The 23,871-nt window shown below is 69.6% G+C and carries 23 protein-coding genes; 10 read left to right on the top strand and 13 right to left on the bottom strand.

Annotation, left to right across the window (positions count from 1 at the left end):
- Positions 1–63: 63 nt before the first annotated feature.
- Positions 64–1,491 carry an MFS transporter gene (locus ABS642_RS15930; RefSeq protein WP_350350866.1) on the top strand — a complete coding sequence of 476 codons (1,428 nt, stop codon included), beginning with the start codon at positions 64–66 and terminating at the stop codon, positions 1,489–1,491.
- Positions 1,492–1,520: 29 nt separating this feature from the next.
- On the opposite strand, the gene soxR is transcribed toward ABS642_RS15930, so the two are convergent.
- Positions 1,521–1,961 (bottom strand): redox-sensitive transcriptional activator SoxR, encoded by a 441-nt coding sequence (soxR, locus tag ABS642_RS15925; protein ID WP_282215535.1) that lies wholly within the window; start codon positions 1,959–1,961, stop codon positions 1,521–1,523.
- A 114-nt stretch (positions 1,962–2,075) separates the two neighbouring features.
- On the opposite strand from soxR, the gene ABS642_RS15920 reads away from it, so the two are divergent.
- Together ABS642_RS15920 and ABS642_RS15915 are read left to right on the top strand one after the other, a co-directional pair.
- Positions 2,076–3,515: an MFS transporter gene (locus ABS642_RS15920; protein WP_350350865.1), complete on the top strand. Its 1,440-nt coding sequence runs from the start codon at positions 2,076–2,078 to the stop codon at positions 3,513–3,515.
- The gene (locus ABS642_RS15915; RefSeq protein ID WP_350353453.1) at positions 3,458–4,408 is read left to right on the top strand and encodes an NAD(P)-binding domain-containing protein; all 951 of its coding nucleotides are present in this window, start codon (positions 3,458–3,460) and stop codon (positions 4,406–4,408) included. Before ABS642_RS15920 ends, ABS642_RS15915 begins: the two co-directional genes overlap by 58 nt.
- 24 nt (positions 4,409–4,432) lie before the next feature.
- Here ABS642_RS15915 and ABS642_RS15910 read toward each other — a convergent pair whose 3' ends face one another.
- On the bottom strand, positions 4,433–5,401 hold the full coding sequence (locus tag ABS642_RS15910; RefSeq protein WP_350350864.1) for a WYL domain-containing protein: 969 nt from the start codon (positions 5,399–5,401) through the stop codon (positions 4,433–4,435).
- 64 nt (positions 5,402–5,465) lie between these two features.
- Between ABS642_RS15910 and ABS642_RS15905 the strand changes: the two genes are divergently transcribed.
- Positions 5,466–6,416, top strand: coding sequence for an alpha/beta hydrolase (locus tag ABS642_RS15905; protein WP_350350863.1), 951 nt, complete (start codon positions 5,466–5,468; stop codon positions 6,414–6,416).
- A 9-nt stretch (positions 6,417–6,425) separates the two neighbouring features.
- Entirely contained in the window at positions 6,426–7,397 is a 972-nt protein-coding gene (locus ABS642_RS15900) for an NADP-dependent oxidoreductase (protein WP_350350862.1), read from the top strand.
- 8 nt (positions 7,398–7,405) lie between these two features.
- Here ABS642_RS15900 and ABS642_RS15895 read toward each other — a convergent pair whose 3' ends face one another.
- Positions 7,406–8,212: an SDR family oxidoreductase gene (locus ABS642_RS15895; RefSeq protein ID WP_350350861.1), complete on the bottom strand. Its 807-nt coding sequence runs from the start codon at positions 8,210–8,212 to the stop codon at positions 7,406–7,408.
- Positions 8,213–8,265: 53 nt separating this feature from the next.
- Complete coding sequence (locus ABS642_RS15890) at positions 8,266–9,636, bottom strand: DUF4097 family beta strand repeat-containing protein (protein ID WP_350350860.1); 1,371 nt, start codon at positions 9,634–9,636, stop codon at positions 8,266–8,268.
- Positions 9,637–9,834: 198 nt separating this feature from the next.
- Here ABS642_RS15890 and ABS642_RS15885 point away from each other — a divergent pair, with 198 nt between their 5' ends.
- Both ABS642_RS15885 and ABS642_RS15880 read left to right on the top strand, forming a co-directional pair.
- On the top strand, positions 9,835–10,971 hold the full coding sequence (locus ABS642_RS15885; protein ID WP_350350859.1) for a histidine kinase: 1,137 nt from the start codon (positions 9,835–9,837) through the stop codon (positions 10,969–10,971).
- The gene (locus tag ABS642_RS15880) at positions 10,968–11,666 is read left to right on the top strand and encodes a response regulator transcription factor (protein WP_350350858.1); all 699 of its coding nucleotides are present in this window, start codon (positions 10,968–10,970) and stop codon (positions 11,664–11,666) included. Before ABS642_RS15885 ends, ABS642_RS15880 begins: the two co-directional genes overlap by 4 nt.
- On the opposite strand, the gene ABS642_RS15875 is transcribed toward ABS642_RS15880, so the two are convergent.
- Complete coding sequence (locus tag ABS642_RS15875) at positions 11,647–12,117, bottom strand: MarR family transcriptional regulator (RefSeq protein WP_282215525.1); 471 nt, start codon at positions 12,115–12,117, stop codon at positions 11,647–11,649. The genes ABS642_RS15880 and ABS642_RS15875 overlap by 20 nt on opposite strands.
- 110 nt (positions 12,118–12,227) lie before the next feature.
- Between ABS642_RS15875 and ABS642_RS15870 the strand changes: the two genes are divergently transcribed.
- A complete protein-coding gene (locus ABS642_RS15870) occupies positions 12,228–13,418 on the top strand; it encodes an MFS transporter (protein ID WP_350350857.1) in 1,191 nt (396 codons plus the stop codon).
- 12 nt (positions 13,419–13,430) lie between these two features.
- On the opposite strand, the gene ABS642_RS15865 is transcribed toward ABS642_RS15870, so the two are convergent.
- Positions 13,431–14,102 (bottom strand): GPP34 family phosphoprotein, encoded by a 672-nt coding sequence (locus ABS642_RS15865; RefSeq protein ID WP_350350856.1) that lies wholly within the window; start codon positions 14,100–14,102, stop codon positions 13,431–13,433.
- 126 nt (positions 14,103–14,228) lie between these two features.
- Positions 14,229–14,876, bottom strand: coding sequence for an aquaporin (locus tag ABS642_RS15860; RefSeq protein ID WP_350350855.1), 648 nt, complete (start codon positions 14,874–14,876; stop codon positions 14,229–14,231).
- 215 nt (positions 14,877–15,091) lie between these two features.
- Here ABS642_RS15860 and ABS642_RS15855 point away from each other — a divergent pair, with 215 nt between their 5' ends.
- On the top strand, positions 15,092–16,465 hold the full coding sequence (locus ABS642_RS15855; protein ID WP_350350854.1) for an APC family permease: 1,374 nt from the start codon (positions 15,092–15,094) through the stop codon (positions 16,463–16,465).
- Positions 16,452–16,667 (top strand): multidrug transporter, encoded by a 216-nt coding sequence (locus ABS642_RS15850; RefSeq protein WP_350350853.1) that lies wholly within the window; start codon positions 16,452–16,454, stop codon positions 16,665–16,667. Before ABS642_RS15855 ends, ABS642_RS15850 begins: the two co-directional genes overlap by 14 nt.
- Before the next feature lie 12 nt (positions 16,668–16,679).
- Here the strand turns inward: ABS642_RS15850 and ABS642_RS15845 are convergent, their stop codons facing one another.
- The 6 genes from ABS642_RS15845 to ABS642_RS15820 all read right to left on the bottom strand — a co-directional run bounded on the left by ABS642_RS15845 (position 16,680) and on the right by ABS642_RS15820 (position 23,737).
- Positions 16,680–17,624: a PDR/VanB family oxidoreductase gene (locus ABS642_RS15845; RefSeq protein WP_350350852.1), complete on the bottom strand. Its 945-nt coding sequence runs from the start codon at positions 17,622–17,624 to the stop codon at positions 16,680–16,682.
- Entirely contained in the window at positions 17,625–18,251 is a 627-nt protein-coding gene (locus tag ABS642_RS15840; RefSeq protein WP_350350851.1) for an MSMEG_1061 family FMN-dependent PPOX-type flavoprotein, read from the bottom strand. It lies immediately after the preceding gene.
- A gap of 94 nt (positions 18,252–18,345) precedes the next feature.
- Positions 18,346–20,262: a helix-turn-helix domain-containing protein gene (locus tag ABS642_RS15835; protein ID WP_350350850.1), complete on the bottom strand. Its 1,917-nt coding sequence runs from the start codon at positions 20,260–20,262 to the stop codon at positions 18,346–18,348.
- Between the two features lie 72 nt (positions 20,263–20,334).
- A complete protein-coding gene (locus ABS642_RS15830; protein ID WP_350350849.1) occupies positions 20,335–21,111 on the bottom strand; it encodes an enoyl-CoA hydratase/isomerase family protein in 777 nt (258 codons plus the stop codon).
- Positions 21,111–22,376, bottom strand: a complete 1,266-nt coding sequence (locus ABS642_RS15825; protein WP_350350848.1) for a CoA transferase — start codon at positions 22,374–22,376, stop codon at positions 21,111–21,113. The genes ABS642_RS15830 and ABS642_RS15825 overlap by 1 nt, the downstream gene beginning before the upstream one ends.
- A complete protein-coding gene (locus tag ABS642_RS15820; protein WP_350350847.1) occupies positions 22,373–23,737 on the bottom strand; it encodes an MFS transporter in 1,365 nt (454 codons plus the stop codon). Before ABS642_RS15820 ends, ABS642_RS15825 begins: the two co-directional genes overlap by 4 nt.
- Positions 23,738–23,871 lie beyond the last annotated feature (134 nt).

The following is a 23,871-nucleotide window of genomic DNA, read 5'->3' as shown; positions in this document are numbered from 1 at the left end:
ACCCCCTGGGGGTATTACGACATCTCGCCCGGACCCCCGGGCCACCCTTCAGGAGGAATCACCATGTCCCACCCACCCATAACGCCGGCGAAGCGCTGGCTCGGCCTCGCGCTGATCGCCATGGCGCAGTTCGTCGTCATCATGGACACCTCGATCATCGGCGTCGCTCTTCCCGACATCCAACGGGAGCTCGGCTTCACTCCCGAGTCGTTGTCATGGGTCTTCAACGCCTACGTGGTCGCCTTCGGCGGCCTGCTCCTGCTCGGCGGTCGCCTCGCCGACGTCTTCGGCGCCCGCAAGATCTTCGTGCTCGGCTGGATCGTCCTGATCGCCGGGTCGATCCTCGCCGGCGCCGCCGGCACTGTCGGACTCGAGATCACCGGCCGCGCCATCCAGGGGGCCGGCTCCGCACTCATCGCCCCCGCCGCGCTGACCCTGCTGATGATGCTCTTCGGCGGCACCTCCGACCTGCCGAAGGCGTTCGCGGTGTACGGCGCTGCGGCCCCGATCGGCGGAACCGCGGGGGTCTTCCTCGGCGGCGTGCTCACCGAGTACGTGAGCTGGCCATGGGTGTTCTACGTCACCGTCCCGATCGCGCTGTTCGTGCTCGCGTTCACGGCCACGTCGCTCCCCCGGACCGTCCGCAAGGCATCGGGATCGATCGACATCGTCGGCGCGCTCACCGTCACCGGCGGACTCGCCGCGGTCGTCTACGCGGTGGTCAACGCGCCGGAGGTCGGCTGGCTCACCTGGTCCACCCTGGGCCTGCTGAGCGGAGGCCTCGTCCTGCTGGTGATCTTCTTCCTCGTCCAGGCGCGGAGCCGCAACCCGCTTCTTCGACTCGGCCTGCTGCGCACTCCGCTGCTCGGGGCAGCCAACGGCGCACAGCTGCTGCTGGGCGCGGCGTGGGTCTCGATGTGGTTCTTCCTGAACCTCTACCTCCAGCAAGTGCTGGGTGCGAGCGCCTTCGCCGCCGGCGCCGCACTCCTCCCGATGACCGGCCTCGTCGTGCTCGTCATGGTCGCTCTCGCACCGCGGCTGCAGGGGAGGTTCGGTGCGAAGGCGCTGATCGTCAGCGGTCTTCTCCTCCTGGCGGCGGGGCTCGCCTGGCTCGCCTTCGTCCGAGCTGACGGCAACTACGCCGTCGATGTCCTGCCCGCCTCGCTCGTGGCCGCCCTCGGCATGTCGCTGGCCTTCGTCCCCTCGCTCGGCACGGCCATCAACGCCGCACCGCCGGCGGAGACGGGCGTGGCCTCGGGGCTCGTGAGCACCAGCTACCAGATCGGTTCCGCACTCGGCCTCGCCGTCCTCACGGCCGTCGTCTACGGAATCTCCGGCACGGATCCTTCTCGCGTGGAACTGACCCAGGGATACTCCGCGGCATTCATCGGCGCGGCGATCCTCGCCCTGGTCGGGGCATTGGTCACCGCCATCGCGATGAGAACGCCGCGGGTGTCCACGCACACGACAGCGCACTCCGTCCCGGCCTGACGGCCGGGAACCCACGGGCTGGTCCCGCGTCAGATGCGACGCGGGCCCGGCCCGTCGACGCCCAGCGCGTCCTCGGGGTTCAGCAGCCGGCAGGCCTTGAGCGAGAGACACCCGCAGCCGATGCAGCCGGTGAGCTCGCGTTGCAGGTGGTCGAGCTGGGTGCGGCGTACCTCGAGCTGCGCGCGCCAGAGCTGGGCGACCCGTCGCCAGTCGCGCTGCGAGGGCGGATCGTCGAGCGGCAGGCTCTGGAACACCTCCTGCACGTCGCTGAGCGGGATGCCGAGCCGTTTCGCGACCACGATCAGCGAGATCCGCCGCAGCATGTGCCGGCGGTATCGACGCTGATTCCCCGGGGTGCGCGTCGACGCGATCAGGCCGAGCTGCTCGTAGAAGTGGAGAGCGGATGCCGGCACTCCGGTGCGCTGCGTCACCTCGCCGATCGCCAGTAGATCATCGGGTTCCAGAGACATCTCGACCCTCCTCTTGACCTCAAGCTTACTTGAGGTCATAGCGTGACGAAAGGTCGCCGGCAGTCGGCGCCGCGGAGGCCGCCAGCCTCCCCCGATGCCCTGAAGGAACGATCGATGACGCAGACCCCGCAGAAGACCGCAGCCGGCGGCACCTGGCGCGAACTCCTGGGCAGCCGCTACGCCCCCGTCGCCTCCGTGCTCGCCGGCGGGGTGCTGCTCGAAGCCAGCAACGTCTATCTGACGACCAGCCTCCTGCCCACGATCGTCGGTGAGATCGGCGGCGCCGAGTTCTACGCGTGGACCATGATGACCTTCCTGCTGGCCTCGGTGGTCAGCTCGATGCTGGTGAGCAGGATCCTCACGCAGCAGGGCGCTGTGCGGGCCTACCTGCTGGCGTTGGGACTGTTCGCGCTCGGCTCTCTGCTGTGCGCGGCGAGCCCGTGGATGTCGGCACTGCTCTTCGGCCGTGCGGTGCAGGGTCTCGGCGGTGGGCTGCTCGCCGGCCTCGGCTACGCGCTCATCCAGCGGGCTCTGCCCGAACGCCTCTGGGCACGAGGCGCCGCCCTCGTCTCCGCCATGTGGGGCGTCGGCAACATCGTCGGCCCCGTGGTCGGCGGCGTCTTCGCGCAACTGGATGCATGGCGCGTGACGTTCGTCGGACTCGCCGTGGTGTCCGCACTCATCGGCATCGTCGTGGTCCGCGCGCTTCCGCGAACCGCACGAGGCCGGTCCAGCGAGTCCATCCCGTGGGCGTCGCTCGTCCTGCTCTCCGGCGGTGTCGCCGCCGTCGGGATCGCGAGCGTGGTCCCGGCCGGTCTCGGCACGGCGATCGCGCTGGTCGTCGGCGTGGCCCTGGGCATCTGGTTCCTGCGCCAGGAGAAGCGCGGCACCCGTGGCATCCTCCCTCGCGTGACGTTCACGCACGGCTCTTCGCTCGGTTGGGTGTACCTCACGGTCGCCGTGCTCGCGTTCGCGATCGGCACCGAGGCATTCATCCCGCTGTTCGGCCAGGAGATCGGCGGGCTGGCACCGTTCGTGGCCGGGCTCCTCGGAGCAGCGCTCTCGCTCGGATGGTCGATCACCCAGGTGTTCACCGCCAATGCCTCCGGCATCCGCTCGCGCCGGGCGCTGATCACTCTGGGCCCGCTCGTCGTCGCCCTCGGCCTGGCCGCCTACGGCCTGCTGCAGCACGAGGGCCCGTCGGTGCTCGTCATCGTGCTGTGGTTCACGACTCTCTTCATCGCCGGAGCGGGCATCGGCCTGGGCTTCCCGCACCTGACGGTCGCGGCGCTCGGCAGCACCTCGGGCGAGGAGGAGGGCGCCAAGGCCGCCGCGGCAGTGAACACCGTGTTCATCATCGCCAGCGCGTTCAGCGCGGCGATGGCCGGAGTGCTCGTCAACCTGGCCATGCCCGACATCGTCGGATCGGCCCGCCTGCTCATGCTGGTGTTCGCCGGCGTCACGGTCCTCGGAGTCTTCATCGCGCGCGGCGCCAGCTGGGGCATCGGACTGAGGTCCGACGACGAGCAGCCGACCGACACGACCGCACACTGAAGGGGAAGGACATCATGACGATGAACAGCCAGGTCACCGTGATCGGCCTCGGGAGCATGGGGTCGGCGATCGCACGAACGTTCCTCGACCGCGGATACCGCACGACCGTGTGGAACCGGACGGCGAGCAAGGCCGAGCCCCTGGCGGCGGCGGGAGCCTCGGTGGCGGAGACCGCCACGGATGCCGTGGCCGCGAGTCCGCTCGTCGTCATCTGCCTGCTCGACAGCCCTGCCGTCGAAGCCGTGCAGGAGACGATCGCGGATGCTGTCGCCGGCCGCGCCCTCGTGAACGTCACCAGCGGCTCGCCCGCTCAGGCGCGGATCAACGCGGACTGGGCGCACGCGCAGGGGGCGACGTACATCGACGGCGGGCTCATGGGAGACCCGCCGTACATGGGGACGCCGACCATGATGCTCTCGTTCAGCGGCGACCCCGACGCCTGGGAGGCGCAGCGGTCGACGCTCGAGGAGCTCGGAACCGTCGCATACTACGGAGAGGACCCGGGGCTGGCCGGCGTGGAGTTCCTGGCGCAGGTGGCGGTCGGCTACGAGTTCCTCATCGGGCTCCTGCACACCTTCGCCCTCGTGCGCGCGGAAGGCGTCGACGTCGCGGCCTTCGCGGAGAGAGTCGCCGGCACGATCGGCGGATACGCGCCGCTCGTGAACGCCTTCGGCACCGCCGTAGCGAGCGGCGAGTACGGACCGGATCTCGGCTCTCTCGACGTGCAGGCTGCTCTGATGGACGACCTGATCAGCCACCGGGAGACCCTCGGCGTCGACGCGGTCCGCATGCGTGAGGTCAAGAGGCTGATGGACCGGCGCATCGCCGACGGCCACGGCGATCAGGGCTTCTCGAGCCTGTTCGAGGTGCTCGGAGAAGAGAGAGCGGAGTGATTCACGCCGGCCGTGTCGATGCGCTCAGCGGGCAGTACCGGAGCCGCCGTATCGTTCGACGAGGGCGTTGCCGATGGACGCGAGATGATCGCGAACACCGGAGGGCTCGATGATGTCGAGCCATTCGACCAGTCCGGCGAGAAGTCCTGCGAGTCCGTACTCGCCGGGCCCGCGGATCACGACGGAGATGCGTCCGTCGGCGTCGGCTCCTCGGATCTCGAGGTTGTCGCCGACGGCGACTCTGAGATAGTCGAGGCCCTCGGGCTCGCAGGTCGCGAGGATCTCGACGGGCGATGACCGCCTGACGTCGATGTCGGCCGCGATCTCCTGCCAGCTTCCGGAGAGATCGACACCGTCGGGAATGATGACGGCTGCCTCGGTCACCACGGCGGACGAGACCCGATCCATCCGAAACGTGCGCCGACCGGTCTCCGTATACGCGACGAGGTACCAGGATGACCCCTTGGCGACGATGCCCAGCGGGTGGACGATTCTGTCGGATGCCGCACCGGAGCTGTCGACGTAGCCGAGTCGCACCTGCACGCCGCGGATCGCGGCATCCTGCAGGTCGTCGAGGAACGGAGGGCGCGGCCGTTCGGTGCGCGGAGACCCCCACGGCTGGGAGTCCAGGATCCGTGACGACGCCGCGGCCTCGGCCTCGTCCCGGAACGACTCCGGAAGGGCGCGCACGAGCTTGCGGAGCGCAGATCGCACGGCCGGAGTCGCCGTCGATGCCGGACCGGCGACGAGGAACAGCGCGCGGGTCTCGCTCGCAGTGAGCCCGGACAGATCGGTGCGGCCGCCGCCGAGGAGCCGCCAGCCGCCGTGGCGACCCTGGATCGAGTAAATGGGAATGCCGCTCTGACCCAGCGCGTCGAGGTCACGACGCGCGGTGCGCTCCGACACCTCGAGCTCGGCGGCGACCTCAGCGGCCGTCACCTGTTCGCGGCGCTGCAGCATGAGCAGGATGGCCACGAGTCGATCGCTTCGCATGAGGACAACATTTCCAGATAAATCGGTCATCAGGTGACCTGTTTACCTCCCTAGCGTGAAGAGCATGAACACACCGACTCCCTCCCCCTCCTTCCCCGAGCCCACCCTGATCGCCGTCAACGGCGTGACGCTCGAGGTCTTCGAAGCCGGCCGCGAGAACGCCGGCCGACCCATCGTGCTGTGCCACGGCTGGCCGGACCTCGCCTTCACCTGGCGGCATCAGGTGCCCGCGCTGGTCGCCGCGGGCTACCACGTGATCGCCCCGAACCAGCGCGGCTTCGGGAACTCCTCGCGCCCGGCCGAGGTCACCGCCTACGACGTCGCGCAGCTGGCCGGCGATCTCGTGGCCCTGCTCGACCACTACGGCTACGAGGACGCGACCTTCGTCGGTCACGACTGGGGCGCGATGGTCGTGTGGAGCCTCACCGCGCTGCACCCGAACCGGGTGAACCAGGTGATCTGCCTGAGCCTGCCCTACCCCGCGCGCGGGGAGCGGCCGTGGCTCGAATTCATGGAAGAGGTGCTCGGCAGCGACTACTACTTCGTGCACTTCAACCGGCAGCCCGGCGTCGCCGACGCGGTGCTCGACGCGAACACCGAGAGGTTCCTCCGCAACCTGTACCGCAGGAACGAGCCGCTCCCGGCTCCGCAGCCCGGGAACGCGATGATCGAACTCGCGCTGACCGACTCGCCTTCCGGAGAACCCCTGTTGAGCGCAGACGAGCTCGCCGTCTACGTCGCCGCCTTCGAGAAGACCGGGTTCACGGGCGGCATCAACTGGTACCGCAACTTCGACCGCGACTGGCATCTGCTCGGGGACGTCGATCCGATCATCCACCAGCCCGCGCTCATGATCTCCGGTGATCGCGACCCTGTGGCGCCGTCACCGAACCTCGCGGAATTCGTGCCGAACGTCGAGCAGGTCCATCTCGACAGCGGCCACTGGATCCAGCAGGAGCAGGCGGAGGCGACCAACCGCGTCATCCTCGACTGGCTGTCGCGCGGAGCCTCCTAGGCTGTCCCCATGACCCCCGAACCGACGGATGCCGCGTCGAGACGCGTCGTCTTCCGCCGGTTCGGAGGGCCCGAGGTCCTGGAGATCGAGCGCCGAGCGGTGCCTCGCCCCGCCCCGGGCGAGGTCCTGGTGCGGGTCGCCGCGGCCGGCGTGAACCCCGTGGACTGGAAGCTGTTCAGCGGCGAGCCGATGCACGACCCGTACGAGCGGAGTCTGCCGTCGGGCAACGGCTACGACTTCTCCGGCACGATCGAGGCGCTCGGCGATGACGTGGTCGACTGGCGCGTCGGCGAGCAGGTCTTCGGCGGTCTTCGCTACGAGGCGCAGGCCGACCATCTCGTGATCGACCCCGCCCTGCTCGTCCGCGTGCCCGAGGGACTCTCGCTCCTCGTCGCGGGAGCACTCAACGTCGTCGGACGCACGGCCGTCGCGAGCGTGGAGTCACAGCGGATCGGCGAGGGCGACGTGGTGCTCGTGAGCGGTGCGGCCGGCGGTGTCGGCATCCTCACCGCGCAGCTCTGCGTCCTGCGAGGCGCCCGCGTGCTCGGCACCGCTAGTCCTCGGAACCACGCGTTGCTGGGCAAGCTCGGCATCCACCCCCTCGCCTACGGCGACGACCTCACCGAGGCGGTGCGCGCGGCGGCGCCCGACGGGCTCACTGCGGTGCTCGACACCGTTGGCCACGGGACCGTCGACCTCGCCCTCTCGCTGGGCGTCCCCGCGGACCGGATCAACACGATCGCCGACTACGAGGCGCGATCCCGTCATCCGGTCCGCGGCGTCGGCGGGGCGAAGGCTGGCGGGCCGGAGCTCGCGATGATCGCGCAGCTCCTCGCCGACGGCAGGATCGAGCTGCCGATCGACTCGGTGCATCCGCTCGAAGATGTGCGTGCCGCGTATGCGCGATCGATCGAAGGCCACGCGACCGGCAAGATCGTGATCACGACAGCGCCGGTCGCGGAGGCCGACGGGATCGGCTGACCTCTGCCTCAGTCGACCAGCGCCCCGGCGGAGAGGTTGACCACGGTCCCGGTGATGGATCCTGCACGATCCGACGCGAGGAAAGCGGCCATCTCCGCGACCTCCGAGAGAGTGGGCAGGCGCTTCAGAAGCGTCCCCTGCGCGAGCTCTTCGGTGAGGAAGCCCTGGACCGAGCGCCCGCCTGCCGCGGCGAACTGTTCGAACAGGGCTCCGGTGTAGGACCCCGCGGCCGGAGCGTCGATGATCGCGTGCGGGCGGATGCCGACGACCCGGATGTTGCTCGCCGCCAGCTCGGCCGCGAGCAGGCGCGAGAACGCCTCCTTGCCGGCCGCGCTGACGCCGTGCCCAAGGATCCCGGGCGCCGTGAGCTTCGCACCCGGCTCGGACAGCGTGAGGATGACGCCAGGGCGTTCATGCCCCATGTGCGGAGCGACGGCCTTGCTGGTGATGAACAGCATCCGCAGGAAGCCGTCGATCGGCTGCAGGAAGGCCTCCACCGAGAGATCAGCCAAGCCCGTACCCTGATCGTGCGGGACACTCACCGCATTCATGACGATGTCGATGCCCCCTTCGGTCGACGCGACCTGCGCGGCGTGCCGCTCGACCGCCTGCTGATCGTGCACGTCGAGCTGAGCGGTCGCGACCGTACCGCCCTCGGCCGCGATGCCCTGTGCCACGGCGTCGAGCCTCGCCGACGTCCTCCCGGCGAGGAACACCCGGGCACCCTCGCGGGCGAACACCCGCGCGGTGGCGGCGCCGATGGCTCCGGCGCCGTAGATCACGGCGGTCCTGTCGGTGAGCAGCTGATCATTCATGGGCGTGCCTTCCTGTCCGGTGTTGTTTCGCTGATTCATGCGCTGGTGGGGAGTCATCGACGGCCGTTGCCGACGATCTCGATGTCGCCCTGTCCTGTGCGTGCGCGGATCGCGCTGTCACTGTCGGGGTCGACGTCCACATCGATCCGCTCGTCTCCGGCGCCCGCCTCCGCGGTCACGTCGTACGATCCGTCGGGCAGACCGATCTCGATGCGACCGGAGCTGACGGTGGCGTCGACACTGTCGGGAACGCTCGCGAAGTCGAGCGAGACCTCCCCGGAGGCGACATCGACGACAGCCTCCGACAAGCCGCTCACACCGGCCAGTTCGACATCGCCGCTCGCGATCCGAAGGTTCACCGTCCCGACCTCGATGTCGCGCGCGGTGAGCGAGCCGGCACCGATCTCGATCTCGAGGTCGAAGCCGTCCGGGATGGTGATGTCGTAGGAGACCTCGCAGCCGGAGTTGAACTGCCCGCTGCAGTCGGCCTCGATGACGATGCCGTCGGCGCCGGAGGTCTCCCGGATGGTCGGCTCGGTGATGCCTCGTCGCGTCGTCCGATCGACGATGATCTCCGTTCCTGTGCCGTGGCGCAGGACCACATCACCGCTGGAGACGTCCAGCCGCAGCAGCTGCTGCTCGATCGGCAGTCGGATCTGGTCGTGCGTCGTGGACACCGCCGGCAGGACGGTGACCAGGGTCAGCCCGGCCGCGACGAGCACGATCGCCCCGAGGGCGCCGAGAAGCACCATCCGACGGCGACGTTTCGGTGCGACGGCGAGACCGATGCGGTCGGTGGTGACCGGGCGGGGTTCTCCGCGCCCGGCCCGCACGGTGAGCGCGAGCCCGACGACGATGATCGAGAGCGCGACGACCTCGGTCGGCCGGGATTCGACGACCCGTGCGACGCCCATGAGCGAGGCGCCGGCGACGAGCATCCACCCCGGGAGTCGCCGGGGGTTCGGGCGGAGGATCAGGAGGACCCCGAAGATGGCGAGTCCGGTGAACAGCAGTGCAGGGCCCACCGTGTAGAAGGTCAGATCCATCGGTGCGGCACTCTGGATCGTGTCGAACATGCGGTCGACGGCTTCGGCGTCGCCGCCGCCGAGGTGGACGACGACGAAGTCGATGACGAACTGGCCGGCCAGCGCCAACGCGCCGGCCGAGGTCAGCACGAGCGCTGTCCGGCTCGGCCAGGTCGGATGCCGGTCGACGAACAGACCGTGCAGTGCGACGCCCGTCGGCAGCATCGCGAGGCTTCCGGCGAGGAAGACCAGATGCGACAGGGTCCAGAACCCGGGCAGGATCATGAGCACCACGCCCGCAAGAAGCAGGAACGGACCGATGACCAGGGCGGCGGCGCGCACGGCGCCGACCGGCTCACGGCGGGTCGATGTGGTGGTGGGCGAGTGATTCGATGACATGACGACTCCTCTGCTGGATGCGGGACACCGCCCACACTGCTCGCCTACGGAGCCGCGCGGATCGCCGGTGCGACCGATTTCGGATCTCCCTCGCGCGAGTGAGGACGGCCGGCGGCTGCGGGAGTAGCGTCGGTCACAGGCGCGATCCGAGGAGGAGTCGATGTCCGACGTTTCTGCGATACGGCGTGCGCTGCACGGATGGTCGGCGCGCCTGCGCAGCCTTCCCCCGCCGGAGCGGATGCCGCGCTCACGGTGCTGGCATTGGCCGGACAGATCACCCCGTTCCTGACCACCACCCGCGGGGATGGCAGGCCATGGACCGCTGCCGAGTTCCTGCCGATCCTGCTCGTCTCGCTTCCCGTCCTGGGGCGCCGGCATGCACCGATCACCTGTCTGCTCATCTCCGCGGCGGGGATCGGCGTGTACGCGATCGTCGGCGGCGACGGGCCGGAGCAGCCGATCTGGTACGGCGCGCTCATGCTCATGTACGCGGTGGCCGAGCGGGCACCGCAGCGGCAGCGCCGGCTGACCCTCGTCTTGGCGGCGGCCGGGATCACGATCATCGGCGGCGTCTTCGGATCGCTCGCCGTCGGCATTCGGGAGGCGATCCTGTGGGGAGCGGCGTACGCACTGGGCCGAAGCGCGAAACTCCACCGGGAGAACACGACGATGCTCGAGGAACGGGCGGCGCGGGCAGCGCGCGAGCGTGCGGTGGAGGCCGAGCGGGCAGCCGAGCGGGAGCGCGCCAGGATCGCCAGGGATATGCACGACATCCTCGCCCACGCGGTCAGCCTGATGGTCGTGCAGGCGGAGGCCGGAGCGGCAGCGGGAGCTGCTGTTCCCGGGCGCAGCGAGGCCATCTTCGACGCGATCGCCGAGGCGGGCCGCGATGCGATGGGTCAGCTGCGAAGAACGCTGGGCCTGCTCGCGGAGCCCGACCTCGCTCGGACTCCGCAGCCGACTCTCGCCCGGCTCCCCGATCTCGTCGCCGGCATCGGCCTGCACGGCACCCTGCAGTCCAGCGGCATCCCCCGCGCGCTGCCGCCCGACGTGGAGGTCGCGGTCTATCGGATCGTCCAGGAGGCGCTCACCAACGTCATCAAGCACGCCGATGCCGAGAATGTCGCGGTCGCGCTGCGCTGGGACGATTCCGAGCTGATCGTCTCGGTGGTGGACGACGGCAAGCGCGCCACGACCCCCGGCGCGGACAGCGGGAGCGGCGCCGGCCTGATCGGCATCCGTGAGCGGGCGGCCGCGTGCGGTGGTTCCGCGCGATCCGGCCCTCGTGTCGGAGCGAGCGGGTTCGAGGTCACGGCTCGGATACCCGCTTCATGAGCATTCGAGTGGTCGTGGCCGATGACCAGGAGCTGGTCAGGACGGGCTTCGTCATGATCCTCGACGCCCAGCCCGACATCGACGTCGTCGGGGAGGCGAGCGACGGGTTGCAGGCGATCGCCGCTGCCCAGGTGCACCGGCCCGACGTGATGCTGATGGACATCCGGATGCCGCAGCTCGACGGGATCGCGGCGACGAAGGCCATCTGCGCCGCCACGGCGACCCGGGTGATCATGCTCACCACCTTCGACCAGGACGACTACGTCTTCGACGCACTGCGCTCCGGCGCGAGCGGCTACCTGCTCAAGGATCTGCGCCGCGACGACCTCGTGCAGGCCGTCCGGGTGGTCGCGGCGGGCGACGCCCTGATCGCTCCGGCGGTGACACGACGACTCATCGAGGCGGCAGTGCGCAGGCAGCCTCTTCCCGGCATTCCTGCCCGGTATCGCGAGGTGCTGACCGCTCGAGAGCTCGAGACCCTCGTCCTGTTGGGGCGCGCCCTGTCGAACGCGGAGATGGCCGCCGAACTCGTGGTGAGCGAGCACACGGTCAAGACGCACGTCAGCAACGTCCTGACCAAACTCCATCTGCGCGACCGCGCACAGGCGGCGATCAGTGCGTACGAGATGGGACTGATCGTTCCCGGCGCGCAGGACGATCGGCCGCCGGGCGGGATCAGCCCGTCGTCGTCGTGACGAGCGCCGGAAGCGCGACGCCGTGCAGCGCGTCGACCACCGGAGCGAGCTCCGGCTGGGTGGCCGCCTCGTCCAGCGCGCGGCGGAGCGTGGCGTCGTGGATCGGGTGGGCTCGTTCGTAGAGCTCACGACCGGATGCCGTCAGCTCGGTGTAGATGCCGCGGCGGTCGTCGGCGCACAGCACGCGCGTGAGGAGGGCGCGGTCCTCGAGGCGGTTCACGAGCCGGGTCGTGGCGCTGGGACTCAGCGCGGTCGCCCTGGCGAGCTGCTGCATGCGCATGTGCCAGCCGTCCTGACGCTCCAGCGCGTCGAGCACGGTGTACTCCACGACCGAGAGACCGACGGCGTCACCCAGGGCGCGCTCCAGCTCGGCTTCGATCAGACCGTGCAGAGCGGCCAGTGTCCGCCACCCCTGGGCGCGCACTTCGACGGCGTCGTCCGCGATTCCCATCAGCACTCCTCAAGTAGTTGCTTGCGCTTTATAGTTGCGTGTGCAACGATTGTGCTTCGACGCGCAATATCCGGCGTCTGCAATCAAATCACTTTATCAGGAGAATCGTCATGCCCGCAGGACTGATCGCACTCGCCATCGGGGCGTTCGGCATCGGACTCACCGAGTTCGTCATCATGGGACTGCTGCCGGAGGTCGCCGCCGACTACGGTGTCACCGAATCCGCGGCCGGCTGGCTCATCTCCGGCTATGCGCTGGCCGTCGTCGTGGGCGCTCTGCTGCTGACCGCCGCGACCACGCGCCTGCCCCGCAAGCCCGTGCTGCTGGGGCTGCTCGTTCTCTTCATCCTCGGCAACACCCTCACGGCGCTCGCTCCCGACTACGGCACCGCCATGACCGGCCGGATCATCGCCGCCCTCTGCCACGGCGCGTTCTTCGGCATCGGCTCTGTCGTCGCGGCCGGCCTGGTGGCCCCGGAGAAGAAGGCCGGTGCGATCGCGATCATGTTCACCGGCCTCACCGCGGCGAACGTCTTCGGCGTGCCGTTCGGCACGTTCATCGGGCAGGAGTTCGGCTGGCGTTCGACCTTCTGGGTGATCTCCGCCATCGGCGTGCTGGCGTTCATCGGCATCGCGGCGCTCGTACCTGCCCTGCCGCGGCCCGATCAGAGCATCAGCCTCCACCAGGAGTTGCGGGCCTTCCGGTCCGGCCAGGTGTGGTTCTCGCTGATCGTCACGGTCCTCGCCTTCGGCGGCATGTTCGGGGCGTTCACCTACATCGCCTACACGCTCACCGAGGTCAGCGGATTCGCGTCCTCCGCCGTGCCCTGGCTGCTGGTGCTCTTCGGCGGCGGCCTCGTGCTCGGCAACTGGCTGGGCGGCCGCCTCGCCGACCGGGCCATCGACCGTACGCTCATCGTCTTCATCGCGGCACTGGTCGTCGTGCTCGCCTTCTTCGCCCTCTTCGCGCAGTCCGGGATCGCGACCGTCTTCGCCCTGTTCCTGATGGGCGGATTCGGGTTCGGCACGGTGCCCGGTCTGCAGAGCAGGGTCATGCATTACGCCGGCGGTGCGCCGACGCTCGCCTCCGGCGCCAACATCGGCGCGTTCAACGTCGGCAACGCGCTGGGCGCGTGGGCCGGCGGCGTGGGGATCTCCGCCGGGTTCGGCTACACCTCGCCGATCTGGCTCGGCGCGATCATCACCGGCGCCGCGCTGGTGGTCATCGTGATCGCGGCTGCACGCGCGCGCATTCCCGCGACGTCGGACCGGCAGGCCCCGGTCACCGCCGTCGTGCGCTGATCCGAGCGGCGCTCAGCCGGTCGTCGTCGCGACGATGACCGGCGTCATCGCGGCCATCAGCGCCGCAGCGATCGCCGTGTTCACCGCCTTCGTGACGGCGTCGCCCGCTGCCGAGCCCGAGACGAGCTGCTCGATGCGCTTCTTCAGCTGACCCGCTGATGCCCCGGCCGCCTCGTTCTTCAGGATCGGATGCGCCGCGTTCATCCCCTGCAGGATCGCGAGGATCGTGACGTCCGCCTGAGTGGCCGCGGCCGAACCGGACAGCACGGCGGCGAGCCGGGAGCGGATCAGCATCTCGGGCCCGGGATCCGACTCCGGCGTGCGCAGCGAACCCCACCCGAAGAAGCCGCGCTCTCCGCGCACGAGCACACCCTGGACGACGAGCGACTCGATGACGTGGTCGAGCGGGTCGAGCTTCGACCGCATCAGGAGCGACTGCAGGCGCTTGCCGCTCAGCGGCTCGAGACGGACGAGGGTGGCGTCGAGCACCGGATTCCCGGTCGGCTCGGCCGAGACGACCTGCACGGCGGGATTCTTCTCCTCCGTCACCACGACGCGACCCTGCACGGAGAGGTCGACGATGACCGCGGCGATCGCAGCGAACAGGCGGTGCACGCTCGCGGCGCTCTCGACGCGTCCGTCCGGCCGGGTCAGCAGCAGGTGGAGTTCCTCGACGATCAGCATGGCTTCACGCTACGGAAGGCGGATGCCGACGGCATCCCCCGCACGACGGACTTTTCCTCGGAGGATACGGCCGCACGCAGAAGCGCCGCGCCCTCCGGAGAGGACGCGGCGCTTCGGAGCCGGGAGTTACTCGCCGGCGATCTTCTTGGCGTCGTCCGCGTTGAGCACGCGGAACAGGATCGCAGCGATCACCGCACCGACGACCGGAGCGACGATGTAGAGCCACAGCGAGCTCCACGCGAAGTAGCCGCCCACCGAGAGGCCGAGGGCCACGGCCGGGTTGAAGCCGCCGCCCGAGATCGAGCCGACGGTCGCCGCGCCGATGAACACCGTGGCACCGATCGCGAGACCGTAGAACGAGTTGCCGTCGGTGCCCTTAGCGGTGGCCGTGTTGAGCACGACCCAGACGAGGATCAGCGTGAACAGCGCCTCGACGAGGAAGGCCGGTCCGATCTCGATGACGACCGCCTTGCCGCCGCTCGGCCACACGGCCAGGCTGGCGAGGGCGGCCAGCGCGCCGCCGACGAACTGGGCGATGAGGTAGGCGATGAAGTCGACGACGCTGAGGCCGCCGCGCAGGAAGACACCGACCGAGACGGCCGGGTTCAGGTGCGCACCCGAGATGTGGCCCGTCGAGTAGACGAGGACCATGAGGGTGAAGCCGATCGCGAGCGGTGTCAGCGGGCTTTCGCTGTTCACCGCGGCGATGATGGCGAGGACGAAGAGGAAGGTCGCGAGGCCTTCGGCGAGCGCCTTCCGTGCGGTACCGGTCATGAGAGAACCCGTTTCTTGTGTCAGGTCGTGAAGCGATCCCCTCGATCGCCCCTGCCGGAGGCCGGCGGACCGTCCTTCGTGCGACGACAATTTATCGGCGATCCCGCAGCGGATCGCCGCGCCGCGCGGCATGTCTGTGAGAATGCTGAGTGCGTGACACCGGCATATCTGTCAACCCCGTCGCGGCGATCCGCCGTCGGCCCTAGCTTTCGAGGATGACCACCGAGACCGCGACCGGCGCCGAGGCTCCCACTCGCCTCCGCAGAGCCATCACCGGACCGCTGCTCTTCGCCTTCATCCTGGGCGACGTCCTCGGAGCGGGGATCTACGCGCTCATGGGCGTGCTCTCCGAGAAGGGGGGTGGGATGCTCTGGGCGCCTCTGCTGCTCGCGCTTCTGCTCGCGCTGCTCACGGCCGGCTCCTACGCGGAGCTCGTGACCAAGTATCCGAGGGCCGGCGGATCGGCGGTCTTCGCCGAGCGGGCCTTCCGCAGTCCGCTCGTCTCCTTCCTCGTGGGGTTCAGCATGCTGGCGGCCGGCGTGACCAGCGCCGCCGGGCTCGCCATCGCGTTCGCCGGCGACTACTTCCGCACGTTCATCGATCTGCCGACGATTCCCGTCGCCATCGCGTTCCTCGCCGTGGTCGCGCTCCTCAACGCCCGCGGCATCCGGGAATCCCTGGGCGCCAACCTCGTCATGACCGCGATCGAGCTCAGCGGACTGGTGATCGTGATCGCCGTCGTCGCGGTCTTCGTCGGCGGGGGCGGCGGCGACGTGTCGCACATCACCGAGACGCCCGAGGGAACGAGCGTCGGCATGGCCGTCCTCGCCGGCGCCGTGATCGCGTACTACTCCTTCGTCGGGTTCGAGACCTCGGCCAACATGATCGAAGAGGTGAAGAACCCGCGGCGCACGTATCCCCGCGCCCTGTTCGCTGCGCTCTTCACGGCGGGCGGGGTCTACGTGCTGGTGGGGCTGGCGAGCTCGATCGCGCTGCCGGCGGCGGATCTGCAGGAGTCCAGCGGACCGCTCCTCGCCGTGGTCGAGGCGACCGGCGTCAGCATCCCCTCCTGGCTGTTCAGTCTGATCGCGCTCATCGCGGTCGCGAACGGCGCCCTCCTCACGATGATCATGGTCAGCCGCCTGACCTACGGCATGGCCGAGCAGAACCTGCTTCCTGCCGCGCTGGGCCGCGTGCTGCCGAACCGGAAGACCCCGTGGGTCGCCATCCTCACCACGACTCTCGTGGCGATGGGGCTCACCCTGGTCGGCGACCTGGCGACGCTCGCCGAGACCGTCGTGCTGCTGCTCCTGTTCGTCTTCCTCAGCGTGAACGTGTCGGTGCTGGTGCTGAGGCGGGACCGTGTCGAGCAGGACCACTTCCGCGTGTGGACCTTCGTGCCGGTGCTGGGGATCGGCTCCTGCATCCTGCTCCTCACGCAGCAGCGCCCCGTCGTGTGGCTGTTCGGCGCGATCCTGATCGCGGTCGGAGTGGCGCTGTACCTGCTGGCACGGTGGGGCCGGAAGCGCACCGAGAGCCGAAAGACCGATGACGACCGCAACACCGAGGAGAGCCATGAGCACGCCTGATCACGCATCCGCAGACGACGAGACCTTCGAGGAGAAGCGCCACGATCAGCTGACGGCGGCACCCGATGCCACCGAAGCCGACGCCGCGCCGCGCATCGAGGTGAGCGAGCACGACGGCAACACCCGCATCGACATCGCTCCGGATGCACCGGTCCGCCCCGGGCCCGGGCCGGGCGTGGAGACCGACGATGAGGAGTCCTAGGGTTCCGCGCTCCTAGACGTCGACGACGAGTTCTCGGGAGATCGACCGCGACACGCACGGGTAGATCGTCATCGAGTCGTCGTCGGCGTTGAGCGAATCCCGGTGCTCGGGGAGGCCTTCGAGCACGTTCAGCGCGCAGGAGCCGCAGACGCCGCGCAGGCAGGAACCGCCGACCGAGACCCCGGCATCCGCCAGCGCGTCGAGCATCGACCGCTGCGCGGGAACCTCGACCGTGACCTCTGATCGCGAGCACACCACCGAGAACGCCTCGTTCGGTCGGTGCTCGCGCGGCTTCGGCTCGAAGCGCTCGACATGGATGCTGCTTCCCTCGGGCAGTGCGTCCGCGAGTCCGGCGAGCTCGTCGATGAAGCCCTGCGGCCCGCAGGCGTAGACCGCGGTGCCGGGTGCGATGTCGGCCAGCAGACCCGCCAGGTCGAGCCGGCCGCGCTCCGAGCTGATGTGTGTCGTCACCCGGTCGCCGAGGCCCTCGAGCTCGGCCGAGAACGCGATGCCATCCCTATGTCGAGCGAGGTATGACATGCGCCAGTCCGCCCCCTCCGCAGCCAGATGACGGGCCATCGCGAGGATCGGCGTGATGCCGATGCCCGCGGCGAGGAGCAGGTAGGCGGGTGCCTCAGAGAGCGCGAACAGGTTGCGCGGAGGCCGCACCCAGACGCGGCTGCCGACCCGCAGGAACGAGTGGATGTAGTACGAGCCTCCGCGGGAGGCAGACTCGCGCAGCACGGCGATGCGGTACCCCGTGAGGTCTGCCGGGTCGCCGCACAGCGAGTACTGCCGTTCGTGTCGCGTGATCAGCTGGACGTCGATGTGGGCACCGGGCACCCACGGCGGGAGCGGCGAGCCGTCGGAGGCTTCGAGCCGTACGCTGACGATCGACGGCGTCTCGCTGAGGATCTCGCTGACGAGGAGGGGGATCATCCCCGCGCGGGAGCGCATTCAGTACAGCACCTTGTAGGCGCCGGCCATCGCATCGTCGATCGCGGTGCCGACGGTGGGGTCCCACCCCGACATGCTCGCCCAGATCTGCCCCGAGCTGGGCACCTCTGCGGCGAGATCCTGGGTCTCCGGATCCCACAGCCCGCCGCGCAGCAGCGCGCGACCGCAGTGCAGGTAGACCTGCTCGGTGTGGACGACGATGGCGAGATCGGGAACGGCGTGATCCTGCTCGAGCATGGCCAGGAGAGCCGGATCGTCGGTCACCGTCGCGGTGCCGTTGATGCGGAGGGTCTCGGTCATGCCGGGAACGAAGCACAGGAGCCCCACGTGCCCGTTGTCGAGGATGTTCGTCATCGAGTCTGCGATCTTGTTGCCGAGGCGGTCGGGGATCACGAGCGTCTGCGCGTCGAGGGCGCGGACGAAGCCGGGGTAGTCGCCGCGAGGTGAGCAGTCGCAGTTGCCCGCGGCATCCGACGTCGACAGGCAGCAGAACGGCGAGTGCGCAAGGAACGCCAGGCAGTTTTCGTCGAGGTGATCGGTGATCTTCTGCGTGGTCGGGGCGTCGGGCTCCCCCATCTTCGCTCGCAGAGCAGTCAGATCGACGGGTCGAAAGTCACGGGCGTCCATTCTTCGACGCTAGACAAGGATCATCGTTGTGTCAGCGGCACTTCGTCACAGTGTCTGAGGGCTCGACTGTGACCGCATCACACCGTGCGACACGTCACCTGCCTGCGATCAACCGGACGCGGAGGTTCTCGAGCCTTACCGCGGCCTGCACGCGGAATCGGTACTCGGCGTCGTCCCAGTCGCCCTCGAGCAGGGTCCAGATGCGCTCGAGACGCTGTTGGACGGTGTTCTTATGAACTCGCAGCGATGCCGCGGCCGCCTGCCGGCTGCCACCTCCGTCGAAGTAAGCGGCGAGGGTCTCGACGAGCGCGGTACCTCGGCGAGAATCCCACTCGCGCACCCGCCCCAGCACCTCATCGACGAAGCGCGCGACCGCGTCCGGGGCGGCCGAGGTGAGCACATGGTACGGCGCGAAGGCGTCGGACCGCACGGTCGCGTCCGTGATCCCCAGAGGAACCAGCAAACGCAGGTCGCGTGTGGCACGATCGACGGCGGCCCGGAGCGACGTGCCTTCTGCGACGGCCACGACCGCGCGGATGTCGGGTTGGCGCAGGCGGTCGGCAAGCACGCGGCGCATCCGCTCGGTCTCATCCGTCGCCTCCGGCACCCCCCACGCGACGATCAGGTACTCCCCGCGCACAGCCACGATCCCGTCGTCTCCGACCGCGTCGGCTGCGGCCGTGAGAGCGCCCTCGCGGCCCTGCACATCGACGACTGCGCACGCGGTGATCTCCGCTGAGAACTCCGCGCGGAGATCCGCCTCATTCCGAGCCGTCTCTCCCTCGATGACCGCGAGCAACGCACGCGCCCGACGCTCGGCTCGGAGCGCCGACGCCGCATCCCGCTTGAACGACACCAACGCGGCGACATGGGCCGCACGCTCCAGCGTCGGCCGGACCACGTCGTCGTCCGGCGGGTCCTCGCCCCCGCGCTCCGCGACGATGGCGCCCAGCACCCGGTCTGCGCCCAGGATCGCGACCACGAGCCAGCGGCCGCCGTCGTGGTCGATCGTGGCAGCGTGGCCGCTCCGCTGGCTCTCGCGGACCGCGCCGGTGAGCAGCATCCTGGCGGGAAGACCACGAACGGGTCCGGCCGAGGCGCCGAGCGGCCGGGCAGCGTCATCCAGAGCCCAGACGCGGCGGCCCAGCCGATCCGAGAGCGTGGAGACGAGATCGACGACCGTGGCACCGGACATCACCGCGGCCGTCAGCTGCTCATGGATGCTGCTCGCCACCTGGGTCGCCTCGAGATGCCGATGCAGCTCCCGGTACGCCTGTTCGGCGCGGGCCCTGGCGGTCGCGCTGTCGGCCAGCACGCGCGCACTGTGCAGCACGGCCGCCGCATGATCGGCGAAGGCCGACAGCAGCAGCACCTGATCAGGAGTGAAGTCGTGCGCGAAGCGGTTGCAGGCGAACAGGGCGCCGAGCACCTCGTCGCCGACGGCGAGCGGCACACCGAGGAACGACACGAGTCCCTCCCGCTCGACCGCGGCGTCGATCGAGGCGTCGTGCGGAGCATCCGCCATCCGCGCGTACTGCCGCACCCACACCGGTTCGCGACTGTTCGCCACCAGGCTGGCGAGGCCGTAGCCCGCCGGCACCAGCAGATCGCGGAACTCCGGGGTGACCGTGCCCACCGAGTACCGCACCCGCAGGTCGCCCTGCGCATCGTCGACCTCGGAGAGATAGGTGACGTCGGTTCCCATCAGCTCGTGCGCGCGTTCGACCAGCCGACGCAGCACATCCGTGACGTCCTGCAGACGCACGAGCTCACGCGCGGTCGAGAACAGCGCCTCGAGCTCGGTGGCCCGGCGGCGCAGCCGCGCGGTCAGCTGTTGCGCCTCCTGCACCGAGGCCAGCAGCTCCTCGACCTCTGCCGCGGCGACGTCGGCCTCGGCGAGCAGCGCGGCGAGCGCCGCGGTGCTCTCGCCCGGCTCGGAGCGGGTGGCCGACACGACCCCGCGCACCAGTGCCGCCGTCGCAACGGGAGAGGCTCGGGTCGGATCGGCCATCGCACCTCCTCGGCGAACGGCCACAGGGGTATGGCCATCGGGTGAACAGCAGTCTACGAGCGCCGGTTCGTCCTAGCCATGCGAGGGGAAGACCGGAGGGCGCCGTGCCGCGAAGGCGTCGAGCCCCTCACGGGCGTCGGGGCTCGCGAATGCCCGCTGCCCGAGCTCGGCCTCGAGCCGGAACGCCTCGTCCTCCGGGAGATCCTGCAGTGCGCGAACCGCGCGCTTCACCGTCGCGACGGCGGTGCGGCTCTTCGCCAGCAGGTGCTCCGCGACGCGGAACGCCTCGTCGCGAAGGTCGGTGGCCGGGACCACCCGGTTGACGAGTCCGTAGCGCAGCGCGGTGCCGGCGTCGATGCGCTCTCCGCGCAGCATCAGGTCCATCGCGAACGCGTAGGGGATCTGCCGGACGAGTCGCACGAGCGTGCCGCCCGCTGGCACGACGCCGACCCCGGTCTCCGGCAGCCCGAACTCGGCGTGCGACGCCGCGAGACGGATGTCGGTCGACAGCATGATCTCGAAGCCGGCGCCGAGAGCCAGGCCGTTGATCGCCGCGATCACCGGTTTCTCGAGCGTCGAGTGCTTCTGGTGCGCAGCATCCCACTCGCTGATGTCGAATCGTTCCTCGGTCAGTGCCGGGATCGATTCGCCGAGGTCGGCACCCACGCAGAACGCGCGGTCGCCCTCGCCTGTGAGCACGGCCACCCCGATGCCGGCGTCGTCTCGCACCTCGGCGAACGCGGCGCCGAGCTCGTCGTACATCGCGAGCGTCATCGCGTTGAGCTTCTCGGGTCGATCGATCGTGATCAGCCCGATGGCCCCGTGCCTCTCGAGGCGGATGCCGGCCATCAGACGGTTCCGCTCTGACGCAGGGCTTCGACGTCGTCGGGCGAGAACCCGAGCAGGTCGCGCAGCACGTCGGCGGTGTGCTGACCGATGTCCGGTGCAAGCCCTGCCATCCGGGGCGGGGTGCGGTCGAGCTTGATCGGCGACCCGAAGGTGCGCAGCGTGCCGTGCCCCGGATACTCGGCCTCGACGATCATGCCGCGTGCGGCGATCTGCGGATCCTCGACGACCTCGCCGATGTCCTTCACCGCACTCAACGGCACGAGGTCGCCGGCGAGCTGCTCCAACTCGACCTTGGTGCGATCGGCGAACCAGCGCTCGACCATCGGCCGCACCTCGGTGCGATAGACCTCGGCGTCGAAGCGCGCGGCCATGGTGTGCAGGTCGGGGTGCGCCTCCCAGTCGGCGGCGGTGCCGAACGTCTCGCACGAGATGAGCCAGAACTTGTCGGTGTAGCCGCCGAAGAACACGAACCCGTCGCGGCAGGGAAAGAGCTCGTAGGGGCGGACGAACGGATGCTCGTTGCCGAGCGGCTCGGGAATCGTGCCGTCGACCGTGTACGCCACGACCGCGTTCTCGGTGAGGGTGAGCACGGAGTCCTGCTGCGAGACGTCGACCAGCTGCCCCTCACCCGTGCGCTCGACGTGCCGGAGCGCCGAGAGCACGCCGATCACGCCGTAGAGGCTGGCGGCGAGGTCGCCGATGATCGTGCCCACCCGCGTCGGCGGTCCGCCGGCGGGACCGTTCATCGACCACAGTCCGCCGGTCGCCTGGGCGCTGTTGTCGTACGCCGGCCGCGAGCGGTACGGCCCGGTCTGCCCGTACCCGCTGAGGGCCGCATAGACGAGTCGCGGGTTCACGGTGCGCAGCCGCTCGTAGCCGTGCCCGAGCCGGTTCATCGTGCCGGGGCGGAAGTTCTCGACCAGCACGTCGGCCTTCTCGACGAGGCGGTCGAGCACCGCCGCGGCATCCGGGCTCTTGAGATTCAGCGTGACGCCGAGCTTGTTGCGGTTGTACTGCGCGAAGAACCCACTCAGCGGCTCCTCGCCCGCGCGGTCCAGCAGCGGCGGGAAGGTGCGCGTGTAGTCCGGGTCTCCCGGGTTCTCGACCTTGATCACGGTCGCGCCGAGATCGGCCAGGATCATCGAGCAGTACGGACCGGCCACGACCCGCGTGACGTCGAGCACGACGACGCCATCGAGGGAGCCGGGCGCGGCATCCACTCCGCCGAGGGTGTTCAGCAGGGCGCGTGTAGCGTCGTCGATCATCGGGCGGATCCTTCAGTCGGGGCAGATGCTGCGCGCCGGGCGGCGCCACGGGTGAGCCGGTGCAGGAGCGTGGCCGAGACGAGGGTGATCAGACCCGCGACCACGATGTAGAGCGCGATGGCCCAGGAGCCGCCGAAGACCGACAGCAGCTCGAGGTAGATGATCGGCACGAACGCGGAGCCGATGATCGTGCCGATCCCGAGGGCCAGCGACATGCCGGTGTAGCGGATGCGCACGTCGAAGGCCTGCGCGTACAGCACGCCGAGCGTGCCGTAGGTGGCGCAGAAGGCGATCGTCATCGCGAGGTAGGCGACGTAAGCCGCGGCCAGGCTTCCCGTGTCGATCAGCCAGAACGCGGGGAACGCCAGCAGCACCGACAGGATCGTGCCCGCGGCGAAGACCTTCGCGACCCCGAAGCGGTCGGCGAGCCATCCGGCCAGCGGCAGCCCGCCGAGCGCCAGAACCGAGCAGATCGTCGCGATGGTCAGCATCTCGGAACGCTCGTGGCCGATGAACTCGGTGCCGTAGGTGAGGCTGAACGTGAACAGCATGTAGAAGACGGCGCCGATCACGGCGAAGCTGAGCGCGGCGAGCAGTACCTGCGCCGGGTGGGTCTTGAGCGTGACCCACAGCGGCACCTTCGCGGCCTTGCCGGCATCCTTCATCTCCTCGAACTCGGGCGTCTCGGTGATCTTCAGCCGGATGAACAGACCGACCAGCACCAGCACCGCGCTGATCAGGAAGGGCACGCGCCAACCCCACTCGGCAAACGCGTCACCGGGCAGCGCCACGAGCGGAAGGAACACCAACGTCGACAGCGTGAGGCCGAGCGCGAGCCCGACCTGCGGGAAGCTGCCGAGGAACGCGCGTCGGCGCGGTTCGGCGTGCTCGACGACCAGCAGCACGGCACCGCCCCACTCGCCGCCGAGGGCGAAGCCCTGCACGAAGCGCAGCACCATGAGCAGGATGGGGGCCGCGACCCCGATCGCGGCGTACGTCGGCAGAAGTCCGATGAGGAAGGTCGCCGCGCCCATCAGGATCAGCGAGAGCACCAGCATCCGCTTGCGTCCGATGCGGTCGCCGAAGTGCCCGAAGACGATCGATCCCAGCGGACGACCGAAGTAGCCCACCGCGATGCCGCCGAACGCGAGGATCGTGCCGACCAGCGGGTCGTAGTCGGGGAAGAACAGTCCGTTGAGGATGAGGGCCGCCGCCGTCGAATAGGCGAAGAAGTCGAACCACTCCACGGTGGTGCCGACGACGCTGGACGCGACGATCGTGCGGATCTGCGACGACTCGGGGGCGCTCTCCCTGCCGGATGCTGAGCCTGAGCCGCGGGTCACGGTGGATGCCGAGATCATGAGAGGGTCCTTTCCGCCGGCATCCGCGCTGAGGCCGGCTCGTTCCAGCGTGCCGGTCGGGCGGAGTCCAGAGTATGTGTGGCCGAGCTACAACCAGTGCCTGATCGTGGCACCTAGCGCCACAGCATGAACGC

Origin of the sequence: Microbacterium sp. A8/3-1 (genome assembly GCF_040267695.1) — a bacterium.
In the GTDB taxonomy this organism is placed as follows: domain Bacteria; phylum Actinomycetota; class Actinomycetes; order Actinomycetales; family Microbacteriaceae; genus Microbacterium; species Microbacterium luteolum.
The sequence above is the reverse complement of the archived record's forward strand: the minus strand, read 5'-3'. Positions and strand labels throughout refer to the sequence as shown.

What these genes read in the sequence shown, in the direction of transcription:
- ABS642_RS15930 (WP_350350866.1), top strand. Translation starts at nt 64, where the DNA reads ATGTCCCACCCACCCATAACGCCGGCGAAGCGCTGGCTCGGCCTCGCG.
- soxR (WP_282215535.1), bottom strand. Translation starts at nt 1,961, where the DNA reads ATGTCTCTGGAACCCGATGATCTACTGGCGATCGGCGAGGTGACGCAG.
- ABS642_RS15920 (WP_350350865.1), top strand. Translation starts at nt 2,076, where the DNA reads ATGACGCAGACCCCGCAGAAGACCGCAGCCGGCGGCACCTGGCGCGAA.
- ABS642_RS15910 (WP_350350864.1), bottom strand. Translation starts at nt 5,401, where the DNA reads ATGCGAAGCGATCGACTCGTGGCCATCCTGCTCATGCTGCAGCGCCGC.
- ABS642_RS15905 (WP_350350863.1), top strand. Translation starts at nt 5,466, where the DNA reads ATGAACACACCGACTCCCTCCCCCTCCTTCCCCGAGCCCACCCTGATC.
- ABS642_RS15900 (WP_350350862.1), top strand. Translation starts at nt 6,426, where the DNA reads ATGACCCCCGAACCGACGGATGCCGCGTCGAGACGCGTCGTCTTCCGC.
- ABS642_RS15895 (WP_350350861.1), bottom strand. Translation starts at nt 8,212, where the DNA reads ATGAATGATCAGCTGCTCACCGACAGGACCGCCGTGATCTACGGCGCC.
- ABS642_RS15890 (WP_350350860.1), bottom strand. Translation starts at nt 9,636, where the DNA reads ATGTCATCGAATCACTCGCCCACCACCACATCGACCCGCCGTGAGCCG.
- ABS642_RS15885 (WP_350350859.1), top strand. Translation starts at nt 9,835, where the DNA reads ATGGTCGGCGCGCCTGCGCAGCCTTCCCCCGCCGGAGCGGATGCCGCG.
- ABS642_RS15880 (WP_350350858.1), top strand. Translation starts at nt 10,968, where the DNA reads ATGAGCATTCGAGTGGTCGTGGCCGATGACCAGGAGCTGGTCAGGACG.
- ABS642_RS15875 (WP_282215525.1), bottom strand. Translation starts at nt 12,117, where the DNA reads ATGGGAATCGCGGACGACGCCGTCGAAGTGCGCGCCCAGGGGTGGCGG.
- ABS642_RS15870 (WP_350350857.1), top strand. Translation starts at nt 12,228, where the DNA reads ATGCCCGCAGGACTGATCGCACTCGCCATCGGGGCGTTCGGCATCGGA.
- ABS642_RS15865 (WP_350350856.1), bottom strand. Translation starts at nt 14,102, where the DNA reads ATGCTGATCGTCGAGGAACTCCACCTGCTGCTGACCCGGCCGGACGGA.
- ABS642_RS15860 (WP_350350855.1), bottom strand. Translation starts at nt 14,876, where the DNA reads ATGACCGGTACCGCACGGAAGGCGCTCGCCGAAGGCCTCGCGACCTTC.
- ABS642_RS15855 (WP_350350854.1), top strand. Translation starts at nt 15,092, where the DNA reads ATGACCACCGAGACCGCGACCGGCGCCGAGGCTCCCACTCGCCTCCGC.
- ABS642_RS15850 (WP_350350853.1), top strand. Translation starts at nt 16,452, where the DNA reads ATGAGCACGCCTGATCACGCATCCGCAGACGACGAGACCTTCGAGGAG.
- ABS642_RS15845 (WP_350350852.1), bottom strand. Translation starts at nt 17,624, where the DNA reads ATGCGCTCCCGCGCGGGGATGATCCCCCTCCTCGTCAGCGAGATCCTC.
- ABS642_RS15840 (WP_350350851.1), bottom strand. Translation starts at nt 18,251, where the DNA reads ATGGACGCCCGTGACTTTCGACCCGTCGATCTGACTGCTCTGCGAGCG.
- ABS642_RS15835 (WP_350350850.1), bottom strand. Translation starts at nt 20,262, where the DNA reads ATGGCCGATCCGACCCGAGCCTCTCCCGTTGCGACGGCGGCACTGGTG.
- ABS642_RS15830 (WP_350350849.1), bottom strand. Translation starts at nt 21,111, where the DNA reads ATGGCCGGCATCCGCCTCGAGAGGCACGGGGCCATCGGGCTGATCACG.
- ABS642_RS15825 (WP_350350848.1), bottom strand. Translation starts at nt 22,376, where the DNA reads ATGATCGACGACGCTACACGCGCCCTGCTGAACACCCTCGGCGGAGTG.
- ABS642_RS15820 (WP_350350847.1), bottom strand. Translation starts at nt 23,737, where the DNA reads ATGATCTCGGCATCCACCGTGACCCGCGGCTCAGGCTCAGCATCCGGC.